This is a genomic window from Achromobacter sp. ACM04 (assembly GCF_014851465.1).
In the GTDB taxonomy this organism is placed as follows: domain Bacteria; phylum Pseudomonadota; class Gammaproteobacteria; order Burkholderiales; family Burkholderiaceae_B; genus Achromobacter; species Achromobacter aegrifaciens.
The window spans coordinates 965,588-991,685 of record NZ_JACUZS010000001.1 but is presented as its reverse complement, the minus strand read 5'-3'; the positions used below and the strand labels follow the sequence as shown (position 1 = coordinate 991,685).

20 protein-coding genes are annotated in these 26,098 nt (G+C 67.5%); 11 read left to right on the top strand and 9 right to left on the bottom strand.

Annotated elements, in window-relative coordinates:
- Nucleotides 1–20 precede the first annotated feature (20 nt).
- Entirely contained in the window at nucleotides 21–1,709 is a 1,689-nt protein-coding gene (locus tag IB259_RS04685; RefSeq protein ID WP_192327812.1) for an amidohydrolase, read from the top strand.
- A gap of 43 nt (nucleotides 1,710–1,752) precedes the next feature.
- On the opposite strand, the gene IB259_RS04680 is transcribed toward IB259_RS04685, so the two are convergent.
- From IB259_RS04680 to IB259_RS04655, 6 genes are all read right to left on the bottom strand, one after another.
- On the bottom strand, nucleotides 1,753–2,775 hold the full coding sequence (locus tag IB259_RS04680; protein WP_192327809.1) for a porin: 1,023 nt from the start codon (nucleotides 2,773–2,775) through the stop codon (nucleotides 1,753–1,755).
- 21 nt (nucleotides 2,776–2,796) lie between these two features.
- Entirely contained in the window at nucleotides 2,797–3,783 is a 987-nt protein-coding gene (locus tag IB259_RS04675) for a tripartite tricarboxylate transporter substrate binding protein (protein WP_192327805.1), read from the bottom strand.
- 90 nt (nucleotides 3,784–3,873) lie between these two features.
- A complete protein-coding gene (locus IB259_RS04670) occupies nucleotides 3,874–4,863 on the bottom strand; it encodes a zinc-binding alcohol dehydrogenase family protein (RefSeq protein ID WP_175162774.1) in 990 nt (329 codons plus the stop codon).
- Nucleotides 4,864–4,954: 91 nt separating this feature from the next.
- Nucleotides 4,955–5,869: a dioxygenase gene (locus IB259_RS04665; RefSeq protein ID WP_192327802.1), complete on the bottom strand. Its 915-nt coding sequence runs from the start codon at nucleotides 5,867–5,869 to the stop codon at nucleotides 4,955–4,957.
- A gap of 47 nt (nucleotides 5,870–5,916) precedes the next feature.
- Nucleotides 5,917–6,945 carry a tripartite tricarboxylate transporter substrate-binding protein gene (locus IB259_RS04660; protein WP_192327799.1) on the bottom strand — a complete coding sequence of 343 codons (1,029 nt, stop codon included), beginning with the start codon at nucleotides 6,943–6,945 and terminating at the stop codon, nucleotides 5,917–5,919.
- A gap of 72 nt (nucleotides 6,946–7,017) precedes the next feature.
- A complete protein-coding gene (locus IB259_RS04655) occupies nucleotides 7,018–7,548 on the bottom strand; it encodes a cupin (RefSeq protein WP_054454462.1) in 531 nt (176 codons plus the stop codon).
- Between the two features lie 162 nt (nucleotides 7,549–7,710).
- On the opposite strand from IB259_RS04655, the gene IB259_RS04650 reads away from it, so the two are divergent.
- The gene (locus IB259_RS04650; protein WP_192327797.1) at nucleotides 7,711–8,637 is read left to right on the top strand and encodes a LysR family transcriptional regulator; all 927 of its coding nucleotides are present in this window, start codon (nucleotides 7,711–7,713) and stop codon (nucleotides 8,635–8,637) included.
- Nucleotides 8,638–8,825: 188 nt separating this feature from the next.
- Nucleotides 8,826–10,298 carry a hypothetical protein gene (locus IB259_RS04645; protein ID WP_192327794.1) on the top strand — a complete coding sequence of 491 codons (1,473 nt, stop codon included), beginning with the start codon at nucleotides 8,826–8,828 and terminating at the stop codon, nucleotides 10,296–10,298.
- Nucleotides 10,299–10,340: 42 nt separating this feature from the next.
- On the opposite strand, the gene IB259_RS04640 is transcribed toward IB259_RS04645, so the two are convergent.
- Nucleotides 10,341–11,579, bottom strand: coding sequence for an EAL domain-containing protein (locus IB259_RS04640; protein ID WP_175162780.1), 1,239 nt, complete (start codon nucleotides 11,577–11,579; stop codon nucleotides 10,341–10,343).
- A gap of 194 nt (nucleotides 11,580–11,773) precedes the next feature.
- Here IB259_RS04640 and IB259_RS04635 point away from each other — a divergent pair, with 194 nt between their 5' ends.
- A complete protein-coding gene (locus IB259_RS04635) occupies nucleotides 11,774–14,815 on the top strand; it encodes a hybrid sensor histidine kinase/response regulator (RefSeq protein WP_225596775.1) in 3,042 nt (1,013 codons plus the stop codon).
- 134 nt (nucleotides 14,816–14,949) lie between these two features.
- Nucleotides 14,950–15,648, top strand: coding sequence for a response regulator transcription factor (locus IB259_RS04630; RefSeq protein ID WP_175162782.1), 699 nt, complete (start codon nucleotides 14,950–14,952; stop codon nucleotides 15,646–15,648).
- 20 nt (nucleotides 15,649–15,668) lie between these two features.
- Here IB259_RS04630 and IB259_RS04625 read toward each other — a convergent pair whose 3' ends face one another.
- Both IB259_RS04625 and IB259_RS04620 read right to left on the bottom strand, forming a co-directional pair.
- Complete coding sequence (locus IB259_RS04625) at nucleotides 15,669–16,379, bottom strand: response regulator transcription factor (RefSeq protein WP_175180924.1); 711 nt, start codon at nucleotides 16,377–16,379, stop codon at nucleotides 15,669–15,671.
- Between the two features lie 117 nt (nucleotides 16,380–16,496).
- On the bottom strand, nucleotides 16,497–16,853 hold the full coding sequence (locus tag IB259_RS04620; protein ID WP_192327791.1) for a hypothetical protein: 357 nt from the start codon (nucleotides 16,851–16,853) through the stop codon (nucleotides 16,497–16,499).
- Between the two features lie 525 nt (nucleotides 16,854–17,378).
- Between IB259_RS04620 and IB259_RS04615 the strand changes: the two genes are divergently transcribed.
- The 6 genes from IB259_RS04615 (at nucleotide 17,379) to IB259_RS04590 (ending at nucleotide 26,094) form a co-directional block, all read left to right on the top strand.
- Nucleotides 17,379–20,405, top strand: coding sequence for a sensor histidine kinase (locus IB259_RS04615; protein WP_192327788.1), 3,027 nt, complete (start codon nucleotides 17,379–17,381; stop codon nucleotides 20,403–20,405).
- A 120-nt stretch (nucleotides 20,406–20,525) separates the two neighbouring features.
- Nucleotides 20,526–21,545 carry a histone deacetylase family protein gene (locus IB259_RS04610; RefSeq protein WP_192327785.1) on the top strand — a complete coding sequence of 340 codons (1,020 nt, stop codon included), beginning with the start codon at nucleotides 20,526–20,528 and terminating at the stop codon, nucleotides 21,543–21,545.
- Nucleotides 21,546–21,806: 261 nt separating this feature from the next.
- The gene (locus IB259_RS04605) at nucleotides 21,807–22,541 is read left to right on the top strand and encodes a FadR/GntR family transcriptional regulator (protein WP_054454472.1); all 735 of its coding nucleotides are present in this window, start codon (nucleotides 21,807–21,809) and stop codon (nucleotides 22,539–22,541) included.
- A 178-nt stretch (nucleotides 22,542–22,719) separates the two neighbouring features.
- Nucleotides 22,720–24,225 carry an ABC transporter substrate-binding protein gene (locus IB259_RS04600; protein WP_054454475.1) on the top strand — a complete coding sequence of 502 codons (1,506 nt, stop codon included), beginning with the start codon at nucleotides 22,720–22,722 and terminating at the stop codon, nucleotides 24,223–24,225.
- Nucleotides 24,226–24,310: 85 nt separating this feature from the next.
- Nucleotides 24,311–25,228 (top strand): ABC transporter permease, encoded by a 918-nt coding sequence (locus IB259_RS04595; RefSeq protein WP_175162792.1) that lies wholly within the window; start codon nucleotides 24,311–24,313, stop codon nucleotides 25,226–25,228.
- Complete coding sequence (locus IB259_RS04590; RefSeq protein WP_192327783.1) at nucleotides 25,225–26,094, top strand: ABC transporter permease; 870 nt, start codon at nucleotides 25,225–25,227, stop codon at nucleotides 26,092–26,094. Before IB259_RS04595 ends, IB259_RS04590 begins: the two co-directional genes overlap by 4 nt.
- Nucleotides 26,095–26,098 lie beyond the last annotated feature (4 nt).

Sequence of the window (26,098 nt, the reverse complement as noted above, 5' to 3'; positions counted from 1 at the left end):
TCGATGACCGGAGACTACACATGAGAAGAACCACGGCGCTCGTCCTCGCATTGGCAGCCGCGCTGCCCTGCGCCGCCCACAGCCGCGACGCCGACCTGGTGCTGCGCAACGGCCAGATCATCACCATGGATCCCGCCGCGCCGCGCGCCACTGCACTCGCGATCCAGGGCGAACGCATCGTGGCGGTGGGCGGGGACGGCGATGTCGAGCAACACGTCGGACCGGCCACGCGCCAGTTGGACCTGCAGGGCCGCACGGTGATACCCGGCCTCATCGACACGCACATCCACGCCATCCGCGGCGGCCAGACCTATGCGTTCGAAACCTACTGGTACGACGCACCCAGCCTGGCAGACGCGCTGGGCCGGTTGGCGCGCGACGCCGCGCAACGCCCGCGCGACCATTGGGTCGCGGTGGTCGGATCCTGGCATCCGCGGCAATTCCGCGAGCGCCGCGCGCCCACCCGCGCCGACCTGGACCAGGCGGTCCCCGGGCATCCCGCCTATGTCCAATACCTGTACGACTACGCCCTGCTCAATAGCCGCGGCATCGAAGCCCTGGGCCTGGACGGCCCGCAGCCGCCGGAACTGCACGGCATCACGGTCGAGCGCGACGCGCAGGGCCGCGCCACCGGCAGGCTGCTGGGCGGCATCGGCCCATTCAACGCGCTGTTCGCCCGCCTGAGCCATACCGCCGACCGCCCCGCCGGGCTGCAAGCCTTTCTGCGCGCCATGAACGCGCGCGGGCTGACGGGCTTCATCGATCCGTCGGCCGGCGGCGCTGAAGCCTACGAGCCGCTCTACGCGCTGCGCGACCGTGGCGAACTCACCGTGCGCGCGGGCTACCGGATCTCGGCCATGCGCGCCGGCGGCGAGGCGCAATGGTTCCGCGACATCATGGCCTTCCGCCCGCCGCGCCATGACGACGGCAAGCTCGCGTTCCTGGGATTGGGTGAAAACCTGGTGTCCGCCATGAACGACGGCGTGCGCATGGGCCCGGGATTCAACCCGCCGGCCGAAGCGCGCCAGGAACTCGCCCGCATCGCCCGCTACGCGGCCGAACGCCGCATCCCGCTCGAGATCCACGCCTACACCGACGATGCCGCCAGCGCCATCCTCGACGTGTTCGAGGAAGTCGGCCGCGACCACGACCTGCGCCCGCTGCGCTGGTCCATCGCCCACCTGAACACCGGCTCGCGCCGCACGCTGGAACGCATGGCGCGTTTGGGGCTGGCCTATACGGTGCAGATGGGTCCGTACTTCGAGGGCGAGGCGATACGCGAGGCCAATCCCAAGGGGGCGGAGCAGGATTCGCCGCCGGTGCGCACGGCGCTGGACCTGGGTCTGCCGGTCGCGGGCGGCACCGATTCGACCCGCATCGGCGTGGCTGGCGTCTGGCAGGCCGTGGAGTACCACGTGCAGGGACGCGCCATCGGCGCCACCGTGCTGCGCGAGCCCGGCGCCTTGCTCACGCGGGAGGAAGCGCTGGCGCTCTACACGCGCCAGGCCGCCTGGCTGGCATTCGACGAAGACGACCGCGGGCAACTGAACGCCGGCATGCTGGCCGACCTGGCGGTGCTGGACCAGCCCTACCTGACGATGCCGGCGGACCAGATCCACGCCATCAGTTCGGTGCTCACGCTGCTGGGCGGCAAACCGGTGCATGATGCCGGGGTGTTGCCGGCGGCGCCTGCCAAGGCGGTTCGATAAAAAATTGCGGCCCCGCACTGAGCGGGGCCGCAGCGCATCACGCTCAGAACGAGTGGCTGATCCCGACCTGGAAGCCCTTCGAGTTCGCGCCCGGCACGCCTTCCGGCGCGACGTCCCCGGTCACGAAGGCGGCATTGCCCTCGTTCTTGATGAAGGACGCCGCCGTGTACAGCACCGTGCGCTTGCTGAGCGCGTAGGTGTAGCCCAGCGCAAACTGCTGGGCGTCGTCGCCTTCGTACTGTCCGCTCTGGGTGGAACGGGAGTACGACAGCTTCACGTGGCCGCCACCCACAGGCACCGACGCGCCCGCCAGGGCCACGTGCTGCTTGTCCGACCCGATCTTCTGCTGCAGGTAGTTGGCAAACAGCTTCACCACGCGGAAGTCATAGCTGGCGCCCAGGGTCGCGGTTTCGTAGTGCTCGCCGCTGCCCATCGACGTCCTGCCGTATGCGGCGGCGACATTGAGCGGACCGGACTGGTAGCCCAGCCGACCGCCGGCATAGTCGGCGCCGCGCAGGTCTTCTTCGCGCGCATAGTTCAGGTGTCCGTATATCCCGCCGAGTTTCTTCGGCAGGAAGTACGCCACCATGTTGCTGGCGCGCGAGAGCGTGGTGGCGCCCTCCATCCCCAAGGGCCAGCCCTTGATGATGTTGCTGCTGCCGCCCACGCCCACGGTGCCGAAGGGCGAGAACGAGGACACGTTCCAGAACGCCGCGGTGTAGTCCCGCCCCAGCCGCAGTTCGCCGTAGCGCTCGTTGCTCAAGCTGATGGTCGAACGCCGTGTCCAGTTCAGGCCTTGCGGCCCGCCACTATTCGGCAGGATGGGCGCCTCCAGCCAGAACCCCACCGAGTTGCCGTTGCCCAGATTCTCGGTGCCGCGCATGCCGATGCGGCTGGGCAGCATGTAGCCGCCCTGGTCCATGCCGATCTTGGACGTGCTGCCCGCGGTGGCGCTGGTCACGTTCAGGTCGATGTGGCCGAACAGGGTCAGCGACGACGATTGCGCAAACACCGGTCCCGCCAGCGCACAGGCTCCCAACAGCCCGATTCTTCTGATTATTGACATATTCCCCCCAGTTTCCCCGACTCAATTGCCGACGCGTATGCCGGCGCCGCGGATCAGGCTGCCGGTGCTTTCCATTTCCCGGCCGATCAGCTCGGCGAATTGCTGCTGCGGCATGGGCGCGGGCTCGGCCCCCAGGTTGTCGAAGCGCTCGCGCGTGGCGTCCGCGCGCAGCGCCTGTTCGGTGCCGGCATGCAGCTTGGCCAGGACCGCCGGCGGCGTCGCGGCCGGCACGAACATGGCCACCCAGAACAGCTGGTCCACGTCGCGGTAGCCAGCCTCTGCTGTCGTGGGCACGTCCGGCAACGCGGGCGAGCGGTGGTCGGCGCTGATCGCCAGCGCGGTCAGCTTGCCAGCCTTGACCATGGGCAGCGCCAGCGGCAATGGCAGGAAGAACCAGTCGACCCGGCCGGCGATCACGTCGTTGACCGCCTCCGGCGTGCCGCGGTACGGCACGTGGATAGCCTGGATGCCAGTCGCGGCCCTGAACTTTTCGCCCGCGATGTGCGCGCCGCTGCCGCTGCCGGACGAGCCGTAGGTATATTGGTCGGGTTCGGCGCGGGCGCGCTCCACCAGGTCCTTCAGCGACTTGAAGTTGCGCGCGTTCGACGCCACGATCACGTTCGGCATCGAGGCCAGCATGGTCACGGGCGTGAAGTCCTTGAGGGTGTCGTATTTGAGGTTGGCGTAGAGCGACTGGTTGGCCACGTGGGCGGCGGAGTGCACCAGCACCGTGTAGCCATCGGCCGCGGCGCCCGCCACCATGGTGGCGCCCAGCACGCCGCCTGCGCCCGGCCGGTTCTCCACCACCACCGGCTGGCCGAGTTTCTTCTCCAGCTGTTCCGCCACCGTCCTGCCGATGACATCGGTGGTCGACCCCGCCGTGAACGGCACTACCATCCTGATGGGGCGCGCCGGATAGTCCGGCTGGGCCTGCAGCGTGGCGCTAAGCCCCACGACGCCGGCCAGGGCCGTCGCGTATTGAAGAAAATGTCTGCGGTGCAGTGTCATGGTTTGTCTCCTTTTATGCTTCTGCTGCGCGAAAAAAAAGCCGATCGCCCATGACGGACAGGCGATCGGCCGGATAAAGCGGGTCGCGGATCAGGGGGCGAGGACGGGCCGGTCCTGCGCGCCTTCCAGCACCTTGATGTAGGCCTCGCGGGCTTGCGCCAGCGGCACCACGGCGGCCGGACTGACCGGAAAGGACTGCAGGCTGCCGTCCTCGAAGCCGGGCAGCAGCTCGCGGAACACCGCGGCGCAGCGGGCCGAGTCCAGCTTCAGGCTGTCCACGCCGATCAATTGGAGGTCGCGGCGGTAGAAGGCCTGGATGTCGAAGGGCACGTTGCGGTCAGGGGTGGAAATGACGATCTGCCGCCCGCCCACCTTCAACGATTCCAGCGCCGCGGCGAAGTACGGCGAGCCCACCGTGTTGTAGGCAATGTCCGCGCCCGTCTGGCTGGTCAGCTCCATGACACGCTGGGCGATCCCGTCGCGGCTGCCATCGATGACCGACACGCCTGAAACCGCATGGCCGACGTAGCCTTCGCCGCCGCGCTCCACCCCGATCACCCGGGCGCCGGCGCGGCTGGCCAGCTGGATGGCGGCCTGCCCGACCTTGCCGTTCGAGCCGAACACCACCACCGTCTGGCCCGGGCCAGACAGGCCGGCGCGGCGCAGCCCTTCATAGGCGGTGACAAACGGCACGCCCGCCATGGCGGCGCTGGCCGCTGCGATGTGGGCAGGCCTGCGCACCAAGGCGGCCACGGGCAGCACCAGGTAGCGCGCGTGGGTCCCGTCGCGCGTAATGCCCAGGTCGCCGCCCGTGCCCCACACCTCCTGCCCCATCCATTCCGCGGGTCCGGCTATCACCTTGCCCGCGTAGTCGCGTCCGGGCGTGCGCGGCCAGATCGCGTAAGGCATCATGCCCATCGCCGCCTTGACGTCGCTGGGATTGATCCCGGCCGCGCTGACTTCGACCACGGCATGGCCTTCCGGCGCCTGCGGCACGGAGATGTCGACCAGGGCCGGCCGCAGCTCGGCGACGGTGGAAACGCGTTCGATCACGCGCAGGGCTTGGGTTTTCTTGCTCATGTCTGTCTCTGGTTCTGGTTGTTGCGGGCAAAGGCTGCCCAAGGCGCGGCAGGCCGCGCCGGGATTGAGGTCGAAAGCGGGGAAAGCCGGATCAGGAAAGCGGCGGCTTGGGCATGCGCGTTTCGCCCGGCTCGAGCTTGAGTTCCACGTCCAGGCGGTAGGTGCCGTCGCCCGTCGCTTCGAACTTCCGCAGCAGCGACCCCACCGCGCCGAATGCCGCATCGCTATACGCGTAGGCATCGTTGGCGTCGAAGATCTGGGTGGTCAACACCTTGTGGCCGGGCGCCGAGGCGATGAAGTGCAGGTGCGCGGGCCGCATGTGGTTGCGCTGCTGCAGCGCCAGCAGGTCGCCGCAGGGGCCGTCGATGGGCACGCCGTAGCCGGCGGGCTTGACGCTGTCGAACCAGAAGCGGCCGTCCGCGTCAGTCATGAACACGGCCCGCAGGTTCATGTCTTCCTGCTCGGGATCCTGGTTTTCGTACAGGCCGCTGGGCGCCGCCTGCCAGGTTTCCAGGCGCGCGCCGGCCAGCGGCTGGCCATCCAGCGTGCAGATGCGCCCCGTCACCAGCAGCCGATCGCCGGTCGTATCCTCGGTGGCGATCTTGGAACCGTTTTCGAGTACGGGCTGGTTGGCGCGCCAGAACGGCCCGATCAGCGCGGGCTCCGTGCCGCCGGCCTCCAGCACGCCCTCGGCGTCCATCAACAGGACCAGCGTGGCCACGCCCAGGATGTCGGCCAGCAGGATGCCTTCGTGCCGCAGCGGATTGGTGGCCTGGCCCACTCGCACCATGAAATCCAGGCCCCGGTGCAGTTCCTCGTAGCTCAGTTTCACGTCCGCCGCAAACGCGTGCAAGTGGCGGATCAGGGAATCAAGAACCTCGCGGGTGCGCGGGTCCATGGCCTGGTTGGCCGCAAGAACGGCTTGCAGCAATGCTTGCGGCGTGGCGGGTATGGCGCGCTGTTCGCCGGCGGCGCGCGTGTCCGCGCAGGAATTGGCATGACTCATAAACATTCAACCCTGTAGTCTGACTAATGAAATTTTCGTGCCGCGCTTCAGTCGGCGCTTATTCCCGCCTGGGCCGCCACGGCAGCCCATTGCGGGACCTCCTGCGCCACCCTGGCCTTCAGCGCCGCTGAAGAACTGGCGATGACGCGAAATCCGAGCCCGTCGAGCTGCCTGCGCACCGGCTCCTTGCCCAGCGCTTCGGCCACCGCCTTGTTGATGCGTTCGACCGTGGCGGCCGGCGTGCCCGCCGGGGCGAACAGCGCCTGCATGGTTTCCGAGCGGAAATCGGCGAAGCCGGCTTGCGCGATCGTCGGCACGCCGGAAAGCGCCGGCCAGCGCTCTTCCCCGCCCACGGCCAAGGCCCTGAGCCGGCCGTCGGCGAGAAACGCCTGCGCCGCAGGCAGCGCGGCAAAGGCGCAGTCGACCTGGCCTCCCAGCGCCGCCAGCACTGCGGGCGCCGCGCCCGAGTACGGGACGTGCAAAGCCTTGACACCCGCGCGCCGCCACAGCAGTTCGGCCGCCAGATGCACGCTGTTGCCGTTGCCCGGCGTGGCGTACGTGAGCGTGCCGGGATCCCGGGCGGCAGCGTCCAGCAGATCCTTGAGCGTGGCCAGGCGGCTTTCGGCGCGAACCACGATGACGTCCGGGGAACTCACCGCCAGGCTCACCGGCGCGAAGTCGCGCACCGGATCGTAGGCGGGCCGTTCTGCGGCGATGGCAGGATTCGTGACGAACGAGGACGACACCAGCAGCAGCGTGCCGCCGTCCGCCTGCGCCCGGGCGACCGAGGCCACGCCGATATTGCCGCCTGCGCCTGGGCGGTTCTCCACGATCATGCTCTGCCCCAGATAGGCCGGCAGCTGCGCGGCCAGCAGGCGCGCGACGATGTCCGTGGAGCCTCCGGGGGCGAACGGCACCACCAGGCGCACCGGCGTGCGCGAACTCCTGCCGAAGAACGGAACGAGCTGCTTGGCCTGGCCCATCGCAGGCACCGCGCAAAGCGCGCCCGTACAGGCGACGGCCCGCAACACGCGTCTTCTTGCAATCAGCCGGGATACGCCATAGTCATCGCTCATTCCATGTCTCCTCTGTTGTTCTCTTTGTTATCGATGGCGCCGCACCTGGCCGGCGCAGGCCATCGTCCGGCATCAGCTTTCCGCTTTCTCTTTCAGGAAGCCGTCGGTGCCGTAGACCAGGCCAGTGTTCTCGGCGGCGCGCACCACGTCGGGATGCCAGGCGATGCGCCCGCATTCCTCGTCGGTGCCGCCGACGACGGAATAGACGACCAGGGCATGCGGGTTGGGATTGCGGAATCCGCGCATCACGCCGATGGGGCAGGAAATCACGTCCCACTGGTTCAGCATCACCGAGTGCTCGCCCTTCTCGCCCCAGATCACTTCCATCTGGCCGTTCAGAGGGCAGAAGACTTCCTCGGTCTTGTGCGCATGCAGGCTGGCGCCCTGCCCCACGGGAATTTCGATGAAGGTCACGCCAAAGCGGTGGTTGCCGGGGATGGCTGGCTCCACGCCTTTGTTCTCCAGCACGCCGCGGTTCATGATCTTGTAGATGTTCTTCTTCATGCCGGGCAGGCGGCTTTCGATGAAGGTCTCGCGGTAGGGCTCGACCTTGCCCCAGCGCGCGATGCGGGTGGCTTCCATTTCCTGAGCATTGATATCCATGTCATTCCTTTTTCTGATGAGCTTTAAAGAGAGAGATGCTGCGGCTTTTCTCGCGGCTGATGCAAGTTAAAGCTCACCCCGATGCAGCGTCCACTACCATTTTCTTACCGCTCCCATATAATTTTGTTATGACTCAATCCGCCACATAGGGCTGCTACGGAAATGGATCTGCGGCAACTTCGCTACTTTGTCGTTCTGGCCAACCAGGGGCATTTCGGCCGCGCCGCAAGCGTCCTGCATGTGGCGCAGCCCGCGCTTACGCGCCAGATCCAGCTGCTGGAAGAAGAGCTCGGCGTCCAGCTCTTCGTGCGCCATTCGCGCGGCGCGTCGCCCACCGAAGAAGCCGCCTTCCTGCTGGAACGCGCTTCTTTCCTGCTGCGCTACGCCGAACAGCTCAAGCAGGACATGTCTGCCCTGCAACGCCATCCCAGCGGCCCCGTCGTCATCGGTCTTTCTCCCGGACTCGCAATGACGCTGGCCGTGCCCCTGACTCGCGCCGTGCAGGAACAGCTCCCCGAAGTCCGGCTGCGCTTCGTTCAAGCCTTCTCTCCCACGCTGCACGAAATGCTGCTCAAGGGCCAGGTGGACCTGGCCATGCTCAACGGTCCGGTTCCCGTCGCCAACCTGCTCACCTATCCCTTCCTGACCGAAGGCATGTGCCTCATCGGACCGCCCTCGCATCGCAAGGCCCGGCCCGCGCGGATCGGCGTGCGCGACCTGGCCGAGCTGCCGCTGGTGATGACCGGCCTGGCCAAGTCCGGCGTGCGGCTCGAGCTCGAGGCCCAGGCGGCGCACGCCGGGGTGCATCTGAATCCGGTGGTGGAAGTCGAAACCATGGAAGTCGCCAAGCGCCTCATAAAGGAAAAGGTCGGCGTGACCGTGCACTTCGCCGCAACCGTGCTGGAAGACATCGAGGCAGGCCGCCTGTCCGCCCAGCCCATCGACGGCCTCAGCCTGTGCCGCATCCTGGCCCACCCTTCGGATCGGCCGGCCTCGCGCGCCACCAAGGCGGCGGTCGAGATCCTGCGCCAGGTAGCGCGCGAGCTGGTGGCGACGAAGCGCTGGCCCCACGCCACGCTGGACTTCTGAACCCGCCCCCGCAGGTTGCGGCATTTTTATCATCGTCCCGCGTTCCAGACGCGGGACGCAGCGTACGGTTGCCGCGCCTTCCAAAAGACCCCGCGATCGGGCAGGCATGAACCGCCGCGGCGCGGCTCTCGGCATACACTGCTACGCGCCAAGCCTGTCCCGGACCCCGCCATGCACACGCTCAATCCATGATGTACCTACTGTGGTCGCTACCCGCCCTGGCCGTCATCGGCGCCATCGCCAGCGGACGCCTGAACACCACGGCCGCCGCCTTGCTGGGCCTGCTGGCCGCCGTGCCCATCGCCCTGTATGCGGCGCCCGCCTCCTTCACCACCGGCCAGCTCGGGGTGGCGCTGGAACGCGGCCTCTGGATAGGCGGGATCATCACGCCGTACATCCTGGGCGGGCTGCTGTTCTGGAACATGGCGGCACAAGGACGCGCGCCGCACGCGGCGGCGGACGGCGCAAACACCGCACTGGCCCACCCGCTGGCGCGCCGCCGGCTGCTGTTCTTTGCCTGTTTCCTGGTCGGCCCTTTCGCCGAAGCGGCCACCGGCTTCGGCGTGGGCATGCTGGGAACGGTGCTGCTGATCCGGCCTTTGAATTTGAAGCCGCGCGAAACCATGGTGTTCGCGCTGCTGAGCCAGACCCTGATCCCTTGGGGCGCCATGGGCAGCGGCACGCTGCTGGCGTCGGCCTATGCGCGCGTCCCGGCCACGGAGCTGGCGCTCTACGGCATGGCGCCGGTCGCCTTGCTGACGGTATTGTGGATGCTGCTGTACTGGCGCACCGCCAGGCGCGCAGGCTTGCGCGCTGAACCCGCGGAGCATGTGCGCGAAGCCGTCTGGATGATCGCGAGCCTGGCCGCCCTGAGCGCCGCGACAGCGCTATTGGGACCGGAAACCGCGCTGCTGTCGGCCTACGGCCCGCTCATCGTGCTGCGCTTCCTGCTGGACCGCCGGCCCGACCGGCCCCGGATGACGGCGGCGGCGCGCAAGGCGCTGCCCTATATCCTGATGATTGCTTGGCTGGTGGCCACGCGCTTGCTGCCAGGCTTGAACGGCGGCCTGGCCGGACTGGCTGCGTTCAAGCCGTTCCCGGACCTGCCCGGCTGGATGCCGCTGCTGCATGCCGGCAGTTGGCTGATCGTGGGCGCCGTGCTCATGGCCGCCATTTGCCGCCAGCGCGACCTGCTCGCGACGCAGGCGCGCGCGGCCTGGACCACGGGACGCCACGCGGTGTACTCCGTGTTCCTGTTCGCCATGATGGCCGAAGTCCTGGCCGGCGCCGGCATCTCGCAAGCGTATGCCGACGGCCTGTTCGCCAGCCTGAAGGACTGGACCATATTGATCACGCCGCTGCTGGCCGGCGTATTCGGCATCCTGGCCAACAGCGGCAACGCGCCCAACAGCCTCTTCATGCCTGCGCAACTGTCGCTGGCCTTGAATGCGGGCCTGAGCGTGCCGGCTGCGGCCGCGCTGCTGCATGTGTCGGGCACGTCGATGGGAATTTTTTCACCGGTGCGGATGTCGATCGCGGCTGGCCTGGCGCATGGCCGCGGCGAAGAGCGCGGCGTGTACGTGCAGTTGCTGCCCTACGCGCTGGCGGCGTTCGGACTGCTGCTGTGCCTGGCGGTGCTGGTGGTGCTGGCGGGGGCCTGATCGCTATCCGCGACCAGCCTGCGATACGGTACACGGCCCGCTTCAGGCGTTCGCGTACATCCGCAGGATCCCATGCCCGATGACTCCCTGGCTGAGCGCGTACTGGCTGAATGCCCCTAGCGGCATCGGCCTGCCATGGAAGTACCCTTGCGTGACCTGCGCGCCCAAGGCGCGCACCATGTCGTAGTCCTCCTGGCTCTCGATGCCTTCGGCCACCACCGTCATGTCCAGCGACCGCGCCATCTCGACGGTGCAGGCCAGGACATCCTGGGCATGGCGATGGCGGCGCGCCCGGGCGATCATGTCGCGATCGATCTTCAATTCGTCGAAAGGCGCGCACAGCAACCGGTCGAGCGAGGAGTCGCCGGTGCCGAAGTCGTCGATCGCGCAGCTGAAGCCGCGCAAGCGCAGTTGCGTGATGGCGCCCGCCAGCGCCCCGTTGGAGCGCGCGCCACCGTCCTCGGTGATCTCGATGACGATGCGGCTCGGATCCACGCCGGCGAATTCGGCCCGGTCGGCCACGTCCTGGGCCCAGCAGATGGAACTTGCGACGGCCGCGGGCACGTTGATGCTGATGACGCAATCGGGCCGGCCGCCCAGTTCGCGCTGCGCCTCGAAGGCGCGCGCCAACATGTAGTCGGTCAGCGATCCCAGCAAGCCCGCCGCCTCGAAAGCCGGCAGGAAAGCGGCCGGAGGAATCATCGCGCCGTCATCCGCGACCCAGCGCGCCAGCATTTCAGCGCCGCGCAGTTCGCCCGTCGACACGCAATGCTGTGGCTGGAAGTACGCAGCAATCTCGCGCTGCGCCAGGGCGCGGCGCAGACGTTCGGTGTCCAGGCCGGCCAGCGCGACGCCGCTGCTCTGCGCCGCGGCGCGCAACGTCGCCTCGCCATCGGCCAGCGCGGTCCGGGCCAGGGATTCGATCATCGAAATCAGGCAGGCCGCCTCCAGCGGCTTGCCCAGCGCGGCGATGATGGGCAGGCCGCGATTCCGGGCGTAGGTCGCCGCCGCCTGCAGGATCCGGGTCGGATGGCTGCTGGCGATCGCGATGCCACCGCAACCGCCGGCATCGGCCAGCGCATCGATCATCTGCAGCCCGGTGCGGTCCGCCATGTCCAGATCGACAATGACCAGATCCCATTGCTGCTGCTGGATCGCCGCCACGGCCGACGCGCCGTCGTGCGCCGTCGCCACTTCAGGCACGCCGATCTTGCCCAGCATCCGCGCCAGCGCGGCACGTTGGAATTCGTCTTGGTCGACAACTAGGGCGGATTTGAGCATGATGGTCCCGGGGAACGAAGCGCCCATGGCGCGGCGGCGAGGCGCCTGCGGGCGGAAGGCCAGGCAGCGAACTGCCGACGAATTCATTGTTCCACCCGCCGCCGGGAACGGAAATCAGCCGAGTCCTATATTGCCGGTTCCGGCCTGTTTGGCTCTATCATGGCGTCACCCATTCCGGCGGAGCCGAACCCAGCATGGCCGCGCAGATCCAAGACGCCCCTGAGCCCGAGACCGCCGGCCGGCCGTCGCGCAGCGCCATCAGCATCCTGAACCGCTATCAACGGGCGCTGCTATATGTGGGTGGCGCCGTCACAACCTTGGTCCTGCTGACAGTCGCTGGCGTCATGCTGTTCGCGCAAGCCAAGGATTACGTCGCGGAACGCTATGCCGGCTTCGTGGTGCGCAAAGCGCTGTTGCAGACGGCGCTGGGCGTGCGCGAGGGCGCATTCCGCATCGGTCTTTCGCACGAGGAGTACGCCTGGCCCGCACGCGTGTCGTCCGCGGCCCCCGACCTGGTGCAGACTTTCGCGCGCCTGCAAGGGCGCATGGAATTCCAGCGCAACCCCAACTTTCCTCCGGTGGTGGCCCTGGCCGACATCGAACCCGGCCGGCCCGCCGCCGCCTACCTGCCCTATCTGCATCTGACCGACGAGATCAGCTATTCCGCTGCGGCCTACGCCAAGGCGCTTTCGGTCAGCGGCTTCTTCTACAGCCCCGACCGCGGCTTCCTCGGCGTGGGTCCCATGTCCGACACCGTGGATCCGCTGGCGCTGGTGGGCGCGAAAGACGTCGCGGAACTGATCCGGACGATCGCCCCCGACCTGGGCGACCTGGAATCGCCCGAGATCCAGCAGCGCCTGATGGCGGCAGGCGGACCGCGCTGGCTGCCGCCCGCCGTCGATCCCTTGACGCGCAAGCTGTCCCTGCGGCTGTACCAGGCCGCAAGCAGCCAGGGCCGCATATTCGCCATCTTTGTTGCCATCTATCCTGCCGATACGCTGAACGCCTATCTGACGACAACGCGCTACGAAGAGGCAGCCCTGATCGTTGACCAGGACGGGCGCCAGCTCCTGCCTGTCGCCATGGAAGAGCAAGACGCGAAGATCGCTGCCAGGATGCTGGACGCAACGCGATCGGATCCGGTCGCGCCGTCGGAGGTGCGTTACCGCGACGGCCTGTTCATCCTCGGCGACCAGGTTTCCGAATCCGGCTGGCGCCTGACCTACGCCTTTTCCTGGCGCACCATAGTCGCCGACCTATGGCCCAGGCTGGCCGGCTACGCGCTCGCGACGCTGCTGATGGTGACGTTCGTCTGGGCGGTACTGCTGCTGCTCGACCGCAAGGTCTTCAAGCCCGGCTATGCCCGCTCACAGCGCATATTCGAAAGCGAGAACCTGAACCGCACCATGGTCGCCACCGCGCCCTCGGGCCTTGCGCTGCTGTCGCTGAACACGGACGAAGTGCTGTTGCAGAACGAGGTCATGCAGGATTATGCCGCCAGCGCAGCGCCCGGCAGCCCGCCCTTGCATGCGCGTCTGCTCGCCCTGTATGGCGGCGCTTCGGACGCCGCCGGCTGGCACGCCGAGCTGGAACTGGCCCATCCGCGCATCGGCGGCAGCCACAGCGATCTGCTGGTGAACGCGGTGCGGACCAAGTACCAGGGCGTGGACGTGCTGCTGTGCAACTTCACCGACATCACGGCCCGCAAGCAACTTGAACAGAAACTGGACGAAGCCCGCGTCGCCGCCGACACGGCGAATCAGGCCAAATCCGCCTTCCTGGCCACCATGAGCCACGAAATCCGCACGCCGCTGAACGCCATCCTGGGCAATCTCGAACTGCTCGAGCGCTCTGGCCTGCAGCCCGCCCAGAGCGAGCGCCTGCGGGCGGTGACGTCCTCCTCGGCCACGCTGCTGGAGATCATCAACGACATTCTGGATTTCTCCAAGGTCGAATCCGGCCAGATGAGCGTCGAGTCGATTCCTTTCGACCTCGCGGAAGCCGCCCGGCAAGTCGTCGCCGTTTTCACGCCCGCCGCGCAGGCCAAGGGCCTGGAGCTGGATTGCAGCATAGACGACGGCTTGGCGCCCCGCTATCTGGGCGACCCCACGCGCATCCGCCAGATCATGTTCAACCTGGTCGGCAACGCCATCAAATTCACATCCCACGGCGATGTGCTTCTTGAGGTCTACCGCCAGGACGACGATGCGCCCGACACCCCTATCGTGATCGGCGTCAGCGACACGGGCATCGGCATGACCCCGGCGCAGCAAGCCGTGCTGTTCCGGCCGTTCACCCAGGCGGATTCCTCCATCGCCCGGCGCTACGGCGGCACGGGGCTGGGCCTGGCGCTATGCGGCCGGCTGGCCACGCTCATGCACGGCAGCATAGCCGTCACCAGCAAGCCGCAGGAAGGCAGCACCTTCCTCGTCACGCTCCCCTTGCCCCCCGCACCCGCCGAGGCCCCGGATGCTGCAGTTCCGGCGAGCACGGCGCCGCTGGAACCGGAGCAGCCGCTTGCCGCCCGCATCCTGGTGATCGATGACAACCCCGCCAACCGCGAGCTCATGAAAATACAGCTGGAGACCCTGGGCTATCAGGCGGACCTGGCGGCGGATGGCAGCGCGGCCTTGGCGCGCTTCATGGAACAGGCCTACGGCCTGGTCATCACCGACGTGAACATGCCCGGCATGGACGGCTATGCCTTGGGCCGCTGCCTGCGCGCACAAGGCGCGCAAGTGCCCATCATCGCCTACACCGCCCACGTCGGCGCGCAGGAGCACCAGCAATGCCGCGACGCTGGCATCGACACGGTGCTGGTCAAACCCCTGCTGCTGGACAAGCTGGATGCCGCCATCCGGCGCCTGCTGCGCGGCGCCCCGGCGCCTGCCCCGCGCCCGCGCGCCCGGGACGAGATCGCACAAGGCCCGCTGCCTGCGCGAGTCCATGAGGCACTGACGCGGTCGCTGCACCAGTCGCTCGCAGCCATCCGCAAGGAACTCGCGGCGATCCGAACCGGCAATGCGCCCGCCGAGCCCGAGGCGGGAGCGCATCTGCACTCGCTGCGCGGGGCCTACGCCATGATTCACGAAACGGCGCTGGCAGACCGGTGCGCACAGATGGAAGACCTGGCGCGCAACCGGCGCACCGATGCCTTGGCTGAGGCCTTGGACGTGTTCGAACCCATGGCGCTGGCAGCCCTCGCAGGGCGCCCCCCCCGCGACGCCGAAAAATAGGCTTAGTCCTATCCGAACCAGGCCTGCAATCGGACTCGGCTGCTTATCCGCCAGACCACGCGCCTCTACAGTCTGTCCTGCGCCGCCTCGCCGCGCCTGGCCGCCTCGCCAGCCTGGTCCCACCCTGTTCCATCATGAAGCCTCTGAATCTACGCGTCGTGGTCGCCGACGACCATCCCGCCGTGCGCGCCGGCGTGCAACACACGCTCGCATCCAGCAGCACCGTATCCGTGATCGGCGCGGCCCGCGACTCCACCGAGCTGATGGAGATGCTGAGCCGGCATCCGTGCGAGGTGCTGATCTCCGACTATTCCATGCCGGGCGGCCATTTCGGCGACGGCATCACCCTGTTCGGCCTGATCCGCCAGCGCTACCCCGGCCTGAAGATCGTCGTGCTGACCATGCTGGAAAGCCCCGGCATCGTGCATTCGCTATTGAACCTGGGCATTCCCGCCGTCCTCAGCAAGTCCGATTCGTTGAATCATCTATTGCCCGCGATACATGGCGCCCATGCCAACGGCCGCTATCTTTCGCCGCGGATCGCCGATCTGGCCAATGCGCTGGACCGCGGCGACTATGGGATCCACATGCTGACCCGGCGCGAGCTGGAAGTGGTGCGCCTGTTCGTGTCCGGCCTGACAATCAACGAAATCGCCGAGCGCCTGCATCGCAGCAAGAAGACCATCAGTACGCAGAAAGGCACCGCCATGCTAAAGCTGGGGTTGGAGCGCGACATTGAACTGCTGCGCTACGGCATCGAATCGGGACTGGTCAGCGCCAATCCGTCGGGAAGCCCGGCAGGCGCAATGGACCAAGCGCCTGCATCGTCATAAGCCGGGGCAAGCGACCGGCCTCAACCCTGCGCGCCTTCCGCCGGCTCCTGCACTGGGGACGCGGAGTCCGCGGCCAGCGTGGCTGTCAGGCCGTTCTCCATCGCATACCGGAACAGGTCGACCTCACGTTCGATGCCGAGCTTTTCCATGGCCTTGGCCTTCTGGGTGCTGATGGTCTTCTTGCTGCGATGCAGGCGCTCGGCGATTTCATTGATCGTCAGGCCCGAGGCATACAGCCGCACGACCTCGGATTCGCGCTGGCTCAACACGCTTTCCGGATTGCGTCCACGCCGGTTCCAGTCTATGCCCTGGATTACCTTGTTGGCGCTGGGCGAATAGTACTTGCCGCCGGTATGCGCGGCGTGGATGGCGGGTATCAAGTGCGCCAGCGCGTCAGACTTGCTGACGATGCCGCCTATGCCCAGCGTGACCAGCGTGTGCAGGACCGCCGCGTTGTCCAGCATGGTCAGGACCACCAGCTTCAGTTGCGGATAGCGCCGTTGCAACAAGCCGAACAGCGATGCTCCATCGCCGAAATCGCCCGCGGGCATGGAGTAGTCGGATACCACCACGTCGCAGGGCGTACGGTCCAGCAATGCGACCAGCTCGGTGGAGTTGGCGGCCGCGCCCACCAGCGCAATCGTGGGCACTTCGGCCAGCGCGTGCTGTACGCCCGCGACCATGCCGGGATGGTCATCCGCCAGCATCACCTTGATCTTGAATTCGTCCATGTCCGACCCTCTGGTCCGGCGCGCTGCCGGGGCGCTGCATTGTATTCGCCCTAATGGCGTCAGCGAGTATCGAAAGGCGGAGCCCGCCCGACCACGGCGGGCTCCGCCAGCCACCGGCTAGTCGTAGGCCAGCATGACGACCGCCTTGGCGGGCCCGGCCGGCGGATGCGTCCGGCTTGCGGTCAAGGCCAGCGCGCCGCCGCCCGCGGGCAGATGGCAGGTCGCGGCCTGCTGCTTGCCCATGCCTGCGCAAGCCAGGGCATATGACGATGCGTCCAGATTGACGAGGCTGACGGTCGCGCTGCTGCGCTCGACGCGCGCGCCCTGGAACTGCATGGCGGCGCCTGCCGCCGTCGGCGCCAGCGTGCGCGTATATGAAGCTGCGGAAATGCCGCCGGTGAACGAGACCGTCCCTCCGGCGGCATGCGCCGCCCAGGGCATCACGCCCGCCGCCAACACGCTTGCCATGACCATACGAACAGAAATCCTCGCAGGATGCCTCATGTCAACTCCTCAACAAATGCGGCAAGGGCGCCGCATATTCTTCATTCATGACCGGATAACGACTGCCAGGTCTCGGAATTGAGAGCGCGGAGCCGCCGCCCCGGACGTGGCACAACAGTCTCTTGCGCGGCGGCAAGTCTGGAAGCGCGAAGCGTGGCCTGCAGGCCACCTCGAAGCCGGCCTTGACGCCGGGCAAACAGGCGGTGCGGGCTTGAGCGGAACAGGCGGTTCGCTGCGGTGCGATGGAGTTGCGTTGCGCGCTCCGAGCCTGAGCCGGCGTAGCCGTCCGCGCCCTGCCCGCAGTCCTGTCCAGGGGCGAATTCATCAGCCGTGTCCTAGTTCGTAAGCCATTGATATAGGACGAATCCGAATACTGGAAAACAAATGCAAATATAGCCCTGAAAATGGATAGCAAGCGGGAATTTCATGGGATTCTTCGCTTCTGCATCGCGCGCGCCACACATCCGCGCGCGCAGTCCCAACCGATACACCGATATGCCGAATACCACCGCCACGGCCAGCCTTGGCGATCCTCAAAACCTGCTCAGCGCTGGTGCGCGACATGCCAGGGAACTCAGCCTCCTCGCCCGCTATCACTCCGTGATGCTGTTCGGAGGCGGCATCGTGCTGTCCGTCCTGATCGTGGTCGCGGCGTGCCTGGTGCTTTATCACTCCGCGCATGCCGCCATCTCCAGGCTGCACACGGAACTCGTCGCGCACCAGTCCCAGGTGGCGCTGGACCTCGAAGGCAAGCAGACGGCCATGCGGCGCGGCGTCATCCATGCGGAGCTGCTCTGGCAGGCGCGCCCCGCGCCCACGCCCGAAACCGAGGCGGCTTTCCGCGCTGGCGGCGGCCACGCGCGGCTGCAGGTCGGCGCGGGCCTGCCATCCATTCTGGCGGCCGGCAGCGTCACGGCCGCCGCGCCCCCGGCCAGCTACGCCCGCTACCTGGGCATGACGGAACTGCAGGCGTTCACCGCGACGGCCAGCGAGCGCGAAAGAAAGCTGCCGCTGACGGCTTACGGCTACAGTCCGGACCTGAGTTTCCTGGCCCTGATGCCCGCGCCCTCCACGCCTTATGCGCAGTTGCTCGAGCACCTGGGCGCGGCGGACACCGCCGGTCTCATCGGCCAACTGTCCTATGACCTCGGCATGCTGTCCGATCCCGCCGTGGCCAAACAATGGGAGACCAGCCGGCGCATCCTCTGGCAGCCGCCCGCAATCAATCCGCTGACGGGCCAAAACGTGATCAAGCTGGTCGAACCCGCGTTCGACGGGCCCCAGCCGTTCATGATCTTCGTCAGCGACTACCCCGTCAGCGCCCTGGCAGCCCGCCTGGATGACATCCCCGCGGGCACCGCCGTGGCGCTGGTCGACGGCAATGGCGGCATCCTGCTCGAGTTCGACCGCGCGCAATCCGCCGCAGGCCTGGATACGCCCAGCCGGATCGCGCTGGCGTCGCATCCGTGGAAGCAGGCGACGCAAGAACCCCTGACGCGCTATCAGGACGGCGTGTTCAGCGTCGGCGCGCGGTTGCTCGATACCGGTTGGACCCTGGTGTATGCCTATTCCTGGCGCACCGTCGCCGCCGCGCTTCTGCCCAGCCTCACGCTATACCTGACCGTAACCGTGCTGCTGCTCGGGACGCTCTGGGCGCTCTTGCTGTGGTTCAGCCGCAAGGCCCTGGCCCCCGTGTACCGCCGTTCGCAGCATGTGTTTGAAAGCGAGCACATGAACCGCTCCATCATCGCATCGGCGCAGTTCGGCGTGGGACTGGTGTCCTGCGCAAGCGGCGAGGCGCTGCTGCAAAACGCGATGATGCAGCGTTACGCTGCCCGCGCCGCGCCAGGCGTGTCGCTGCATGCCTTGCTGCGTGACTGCCACGCCCGCGGCGACCGCGAGGCCTGGCTGCAGCGCGACCGCGAACTTACCCTGACGCTGGACGATGGCCGCGAATGCGAACTGCTGGTCAACATCGTCAAGACCCGCTATCACGGCGATGACGTGCTGCTGTGCAGCTTCTCGGACGCCACGGCCCGCAAGGACATCGAAAAGAAGCGCGAGGACGCGCGCATCGCCGCGATCGATGCCGCGCGGGCAAAGTCCGTCTTCCTGGCCAGCATGAGCCACGAGATCCGGACTCCCCTGAGCCTGGTCCTGGGCCACCTGGAACTGCTGGACCGGGATCCGGCCGCCGCCGGCCAGGGCGGGCGTCTGCGCACCGTCCGCAACGCTTCGCGCGCACTGGTCGATCTCATCAACGACATTCTGGACGTGTCGCGTATGGAGTCGGGGCAGATGACGGTCGAGCGCATACCGTTCGACCTGCCGCAGCTTGTCGCCCAGGTCGTCGCGATGTTCAAGCCCGCCGCGCTCGCCAAGGGAGTGCAACTGTCCGCCACTGTCGGCAGCGAGGTGGCCCAGATCTATGCCGGCGACCCGACGCGGATACGTCAGGTTCTGGTCAATCTGGTCGGCAATGCCCTCAAGTTCACCGACGCGGGCGCAGTGGAAATCACGGTCGAGCCTGCGCGCGACCCTGCGCTGGCGGATTCCATGCTCATGCGCGTGCGCGACACAGGCATCGGGATGACGCCCGAACAGGCGGATCGCGTGTTCACGCTGTACGCGCAGACCGACAGCTCGATAAACCGCCGCTACGGCGGCTCCGGACTGGGCCTGCCGATCAGCAAGAAGCTCGTGGAAATGATGGACGGCACGATCGCCGTCGCCTGCCCCGCCGACGGGGGCGCCACATTCACGGTGACGCTGCCCTTGCATCCCTGCGCGCAAACGCTGAACGCTGCGCCGTCCGCGGACGACCCCGCAACGCCTGCGCCCGACGCCCTGCCTCAGGACATCCGCGTGCTGGTGGTCGACGACCATCCGGCCAACCGCGAACTGATCCTGGACCAGCTGGCCGCCCTGGGCGTCGCGGCAGACGCGGCGGAAGGAGCGGCGGCGGCGATGCGCTGCGTGAAGATGCGCCGCTACGACATGGTGCTGACGGACATCTCCATGCCCGAGATCAACGGTTATGCGCTGGCGCAGTTCCTGCGCGAACGCGGCCCCAGGCTGCCGGTCGTCGCGGTCACGGCGCACGTGGAGCCGGACGAACTGCACAACAGTCAGGCGGACTTCGACGCGGTGCTGCTCAAGCCCATGTCGCTGCGTACGCTACGGCGCATCATAAGCGAGCACATTCCGCGGGCGCGGCTGAATGAAGAGCCCGCGGGGCTTGCCGAACCGACGGCGTTGCCGCCGGATCCCGCCGTCCTGGCGGCGCTGGACTCCAGCCTGGGCTTCTCGCTGGCGGCCATCCGCGACGCGCTGGCGCGAGCGGACTTTCAAGGCGTGCGCGAACAATGCCATTCGATCCGCGGCGCGTTCGCCATGATAGGAAAGACCGCCGTGGCCGACCTCTGCATGCAGATGGGGCAGTATGCGGCAGCCCAGGACCGCGGCAAGCTCCATGAACGCCTGGTAAGTCTGGAGACCGCCGCGCGCGCCGCCTTGCGCTGAATCCTGGGTGTTGCCAATTGTCCTTCGCAGCGCGGCCACGTATAACGTCGTCTTGGCCGCCTGCCCGGGACAACAGACCCGGCCGGCGTCGCGTCAACCCGCAACCAGGTGTCACCCCGCATGAAGGCATACTTCCACGACGACCAGAAACTGCACCATCCGCAGACCTATTTCTCGCGCGGCAAGATGCGCACGCCCCAGGAAGTGCCATCGCGCCTGGACGCGTTGGCCGAGGCCGCGCGCAAGCTGGGCTTTGACGTGCAGGCGCCGCCCGACCAGGGCGCGGGCGCGATCTCGGCGGTCCACACGCTGGACTACCTGCGTTTCCTGCAAGGGGCGCACTCCGCCTGGAAGCAATTGCCCGACGATTGGGGCGACGAGGTCGTCTCCAACGTCTTCGTGCGCCAACCCAACCCCTTGCGCGGCGTGCTGGCCCAGGCCGCGCGTTACCTGGCCGACGGCAGCTGCCCGGTCGGCCAGCACACCTGGCACTCTGCCTACTGGTCGGCGCAATGCGCCATCGCCGGCGCCGATGCGCTGTTGGCGGGCGAGCGCCACGCCTACGCCATCTGCCGTCCGCCCGGACATCACGCGCGGCGCGACGCGGCCGGCGGCTTCTGCTACCTGAACAACGCCGCGATCGCCGCGCAGCGCCTGACCTCGCGCTTTCCGCGCGTGGCGATCCTGGACACCGACATGCACCACGGCCAGGGGATCCAGGAGATCTTCTACGAACGCAACGACGTCCTGTACGTGTCCATCCACGGCGATCCCGAGAACTTCTATCCCGTCGTCGCGGGCTACGAGGACGAGCGCGGCGCCGGCCCGGGATACGGCTACAACATCAACCTGCCCATGCCCCATGGCTCGCCGGAATCGGTGTTCTTCGACAAGCTGGGAGAGGCGCGGCGCGCCATCGAACTGTTCCAACCCGACGCCCTGGTGCTGTCGCTGGGCTTCGACATCTTCGAGAAGGACCCGCAGGCCATGGTCGCCGTCAGCGAAAACGGCTTCGAACACCTGGGCCGGGAAGTCGGCGGCCTGGCGCTGCCCACCCTGATCGTGCAAGAGGGCGGCTATTACATCGAAGGCCTGGAATCGAACGCCTCGCGCTTCTTCGGCGGACTGGCTTCGGGCTGACCCCGCGCGCCGCCGGCGTCCCGCCGCGGACGCCGGCCGCAAGTCCGCTGCCGTGGCGCAAAAGCCGCGCTAGTGGTTTTCCCTAGAAATGGAAAAGCCCGGTTCACAAGCCGGGGCGCCTCCGGTACATTTCGTCCAGTGGCCTGACCACTGGGCCACCAGATATCCAGGCACCCTCGGTGATCGCCCGGGGGGCACGCAAGACAAAGCCCGGGCTGACCCATTACCCTCTACATCCCGACCATTCATCCAAACGCAACAATGACCTCTCTCCAGGCCGTCGCCTCCACCCGCCTCTACCGCATGATTGCCGACCAGATCGCCGCGCGCATCAAGGCGGGCGACTTCCCCGCAGGCGGGCGGCTGCCGGCAGAGCGCGAACTGGCTGAACAGTTGCAGGTCAGCCGCGCCTCGGTGCGCGAGGCGCTGATCGCGCTGGAAATCGAAGGCTATGTAGAAGTGCGCGTAGGCACGGGCGTGTTCGTGAACCCGGCGCGCGAAGACGGCCAGTACCTGTCGCCACAGCAGGCGCCGGTTGCCGCCAACGGCGTCGAAGCCACCGACATCGGCCCCTTCGACCTGCTGGAAACCCGTTTGCTGCTGGAACCCGAGTGCGCGGCCCTGGCGGCGCAAAAGGCATCGCCCGCCCAGATCGCGGCGATCCGCGCCGCGCACGAAGGCATGTCCCTGACCGAATCGCCCAGCGTGCACGACCGCGCCTTCCACAGCGCGATCGGCGCGGCCTGCGGCAACGCCGCCCTGGCGGCGGCAATTTCCCATATCTGGCACCTCAGCACGCTGAGTCCCGTATTCAACCGTCTTGAAGAGCACTTCGTGACCACCAAGGTGTGGAGCGAAGCCCAGCAGGAACACGAACGCATCCTCGCGGCCATTTCCGACCGCGATCCCATCCGCGCGCGCCACGCCATGCACGACCACCTGGTCGGCATCCTGGCCCGCCTGCGGGAAGACTTCGGCAGCGCTGGGATCCGATGATTTGATGAACGCCTGAACCCCGGCCTGAACGCCAGGCCCCTCCCCTTACCGACAGAACAAGCACCGCCGGCGCAGAACGCGCCGCCTGCGGCAAGGGGAGCGGCTTGCCCGCCGATACGCAAACAGCAGTTCCGCAGTACCCGTAAGTCCCATACCTAAAACACATCAAGGTGAAAACATGCAGCTGACCCGTACCGTGAAGCTTTTGAGCGCGGCGCTATTGGCGCTTGGCGCCCATGCCGCCCAGGCCAACAAGGCTGACAACTCCCTCAACATCGCGTTCGACGCGGCGCCCGCCACGCTGGACGCCTACAAGGAATCGGACCGTCCCGGCCTGGCGCTGGCGCGCATGGTGTTCTCGGGACTGCTGCAGAAGAACCAGGACACGGGCGAATTCGGTCCGGCCATCGCCACCGGCTACAAGTTCGTGGACGACACCACGATCGAACTGCCCATCCGCAAGGACGTGAAGTTCCATGACGGCTCGTTGCTCACCATCGACGACGTGCTGTACACCCTGAACCTGGTGTCATCCGAAGGCTACAAGGCGCGCTTCCAGAACCAGGTGGCCTGGATCGCCAAGGCCGAAAAGGCTTCCGACGATACCGTCCGCATCAAGATGAAGACGCCGTACCCGCTGGCGCTGGAAATGCTGTCGGAAAACCTGCCGATCTATCCGCGCAAGTACTACGAGGCCAACCAGTCCGACATGGGCGCCAAGCCCATCGGCACCGGCCCCTACCGCCTGGTGGAAAGCCAGCCCGGCAGCCGCTACGTGTACGAGCGCTTCGAGGACTACTTCGGCCCCAAGCCCGCCGTGCAGAAGCTGGTGGTGCGCGTGCTGCCGGACGCCAATACCCAATACGCCGAGATGTTGTCCGGCGGCCTGGACTGGATCTGGCGCGTGCCGCCGGACGTGGCCAAGCGCATGGAAAAGCAGCCGGCCGTCACAGTCAAGAGCAGCAGCATCATGCGCATCAGCTACATCTCGCTGAACCCGCGCGCTGACGACGGCAAGTCGCCGCTGGCCAAGCAGGAAGTGCGCCAGGCCATCAACTACGCCATCGACCGCGAAGCCATCCGCAAGGCCCTGGTAGGCGGCGCCTCCAAGGTGATCAACGCGGCCTGCAACCCGGCGCAGTTCGGCTGCGCCGCCGACGTGCAGTCCTACAAGTTCGACCCCGCCCGCGCCAAGCAGCTGCTGGCCCAGGCCGGCTACCCCAACGGCGTGACGCTGGACCTGGTGATATCTGCCCCGCCGCGCGCCATCCTGGACGCCGCCGCCGCGCAGATGGCGCAGGCCGGCATCAAGCTGAACCTGGTCGAACAGCAGTACGGCACCGCCATGACCAACTGGCGCGAAGGCAAGATCGCCATGCTGTCGTCCAACTGGGGCTCCTACGGCATCGCCGACGCGGCGCTGTCGACCAGCAACTTCTTCCGCGGCGGTCCGGACGACCAGGCGCGCAACCCGGAAGTCATCAAGTACCTGGAAACCGCCGACACCTCCGTGGACCGCGAGCTGCGCGCCAAGAACTACGCCGCCGCCCAGAAGATCGTGGCCGAACAGGCCTACTGGGTGCCGCTGTGGAACCACTCGCTCAACGCCGTGCAGTCCAAGGACCTGAACTTCTCGGTCGACGGCGACGAGTTCCCGCGTTTCTACAAGGCCCGCTGGAACTGACCGGCGCCGCCGGCGCGGCCCCGTTCCCACGCCCGGCCGGGCGGGAGCGGCGGCCTCTCCGGCGCATTCCGTCATAGGTAGCCCCATGATTGCATTCCTGTTCCGCCGCCTGATTGTGTCCGCGCTGCTGGTGGTGTTCGTCTCGCTGATCAGCTTCTCGCTGGTGTTCGCTTCCGGCAACCCGGCGGCGCGCCTGGCCGGTGAAGGCAGCGCCGCCGACGCGGCCCGCCTGGCGCAGCTGCACGGCTTCAACGACCCCATCCTGGTGCAGTACGGCCGCTGGCTGGCCGGCGTCGCCCGCGGCGACTTCGGCGACAGCCTGTACTTCAGCCGCCCGGTGGCCGAACTGCTGACCCAGCATTTCCCCGCCACCGCCAAGCTGGGCCTGGCCGCCATGCTGTTCGCGCTGCTGCTGGCGATACCGCTGGGCGTGGTCGCCGGACTGCGCCGCGGCTCGCTGATCGACCGCGCCACCATGCTGCTGTCGGCCTGCGCCCAGGCCATGCCACCGTTCTGCCTGGCCTTCCTGCTCATCATCCTTTTCAGCGTGCGCAACCAATGGCTGCCGGCCTCGGGCTTTGACAGCTGGAAGCACTACGTGATGCCGGTGACCGCGCTGGGGCTGTTCGCCATGCCGGCAATGCTGCGGCTGATGAAATCCGAAATGGAAACCGTGCTGGCCACCGACTACATCCGGACTGCGCGGGCCATGGGCCTGGGCGGCCCGAGCGTGGTGCTCAAGTACGCGCTGCGCAACGCCTTGCGGCCGCTGGTGTCGCTGGCCGCGGCCCAGATGGGCACGCTGCTGGCCGGTTCCGTCGTCATCGAGACCGTGTTCGCCATCAACGGCGCGGGCCTCCTGGCCTGGACCTCGATCCTGCGCGGCGACTTTCCCACGATGCAGGCGCTGATCCTGATCTTCGCCCTGATCTACATCGTCCTGACCCTGGTCGCCGACCTGATCAACGGTTGGCTCGACCCCCGCGTGCGAGTTTCCTCATGAGCAGCGTCATCGCCTCCTCCTTTCCCGTCCGCTCGCGCGGCGCACGCGCGGCCCGCCTGGGCCGCAACCTGGGCCTGGCCGTGCTGGCGCTGCTGGTGCTGGCCGGACTGCTGGGCCCCTACCTCGTCCCGCACGACCCGTACACGCAGGACCTGCTGGCGCGGCTGCAAGAGCCCGTCTGGGGCGAAGACGGCAGCTGGAACCACATCCTCGGCACCGACCAGCTGGGCCGCGACGTGCTGGCGCGCGCGCTGTACGGCGTGCGCGTGTCGGCGCTGATCGGCCTGTCGGTCGCGCTGATGGGCGGGCTGATCGGCACCACGCTGGGCGTGGCCGCCGGCTACTTCGGCGGCGCGGTGGATCGCGCCGTGTCCTTCCTGATCACCGCGCGCCTGGCGCTGCCCATCATCCTGGTGGCGCTGGCGGTGGTGTCGGTGGTGGGCGCCTCGCTCACCGTGGTGATGCTGGTGCTGGGCCTGTTGCTGTGGGAACGCTATGCGCTGGTGGCCCGCACCATGGCGGCCGGCCTGCGCAACGCCGAGTTCGTCACGGCCTCGCGCCTGCAGGGCTGCACCCATCTGCAGATCATCTGGCGCGACATCCTGCCCAACCTGGTGGGCAACCTGCTCATCATCGGCACCGTGGACGCCGCCATGGCGATCACGCTGGAAGCGTCGCTGTCGTTCCTGGGCCTGGGCGTGCCGGCGCCGATGCCGTCGCTGGGCCTGATGATCGCCGAAGGCAAGGAGAACATGCTGTTCCAGCCCTCGCTGGTGGTGATCCCCAGCGTGGTGCTGTTCGTGCTGGTGCTGTGCGTGAACCGCGCGGGCGAATCGCTGCGCGCCGTGCAAATGAAGAAGGGCTGACCCC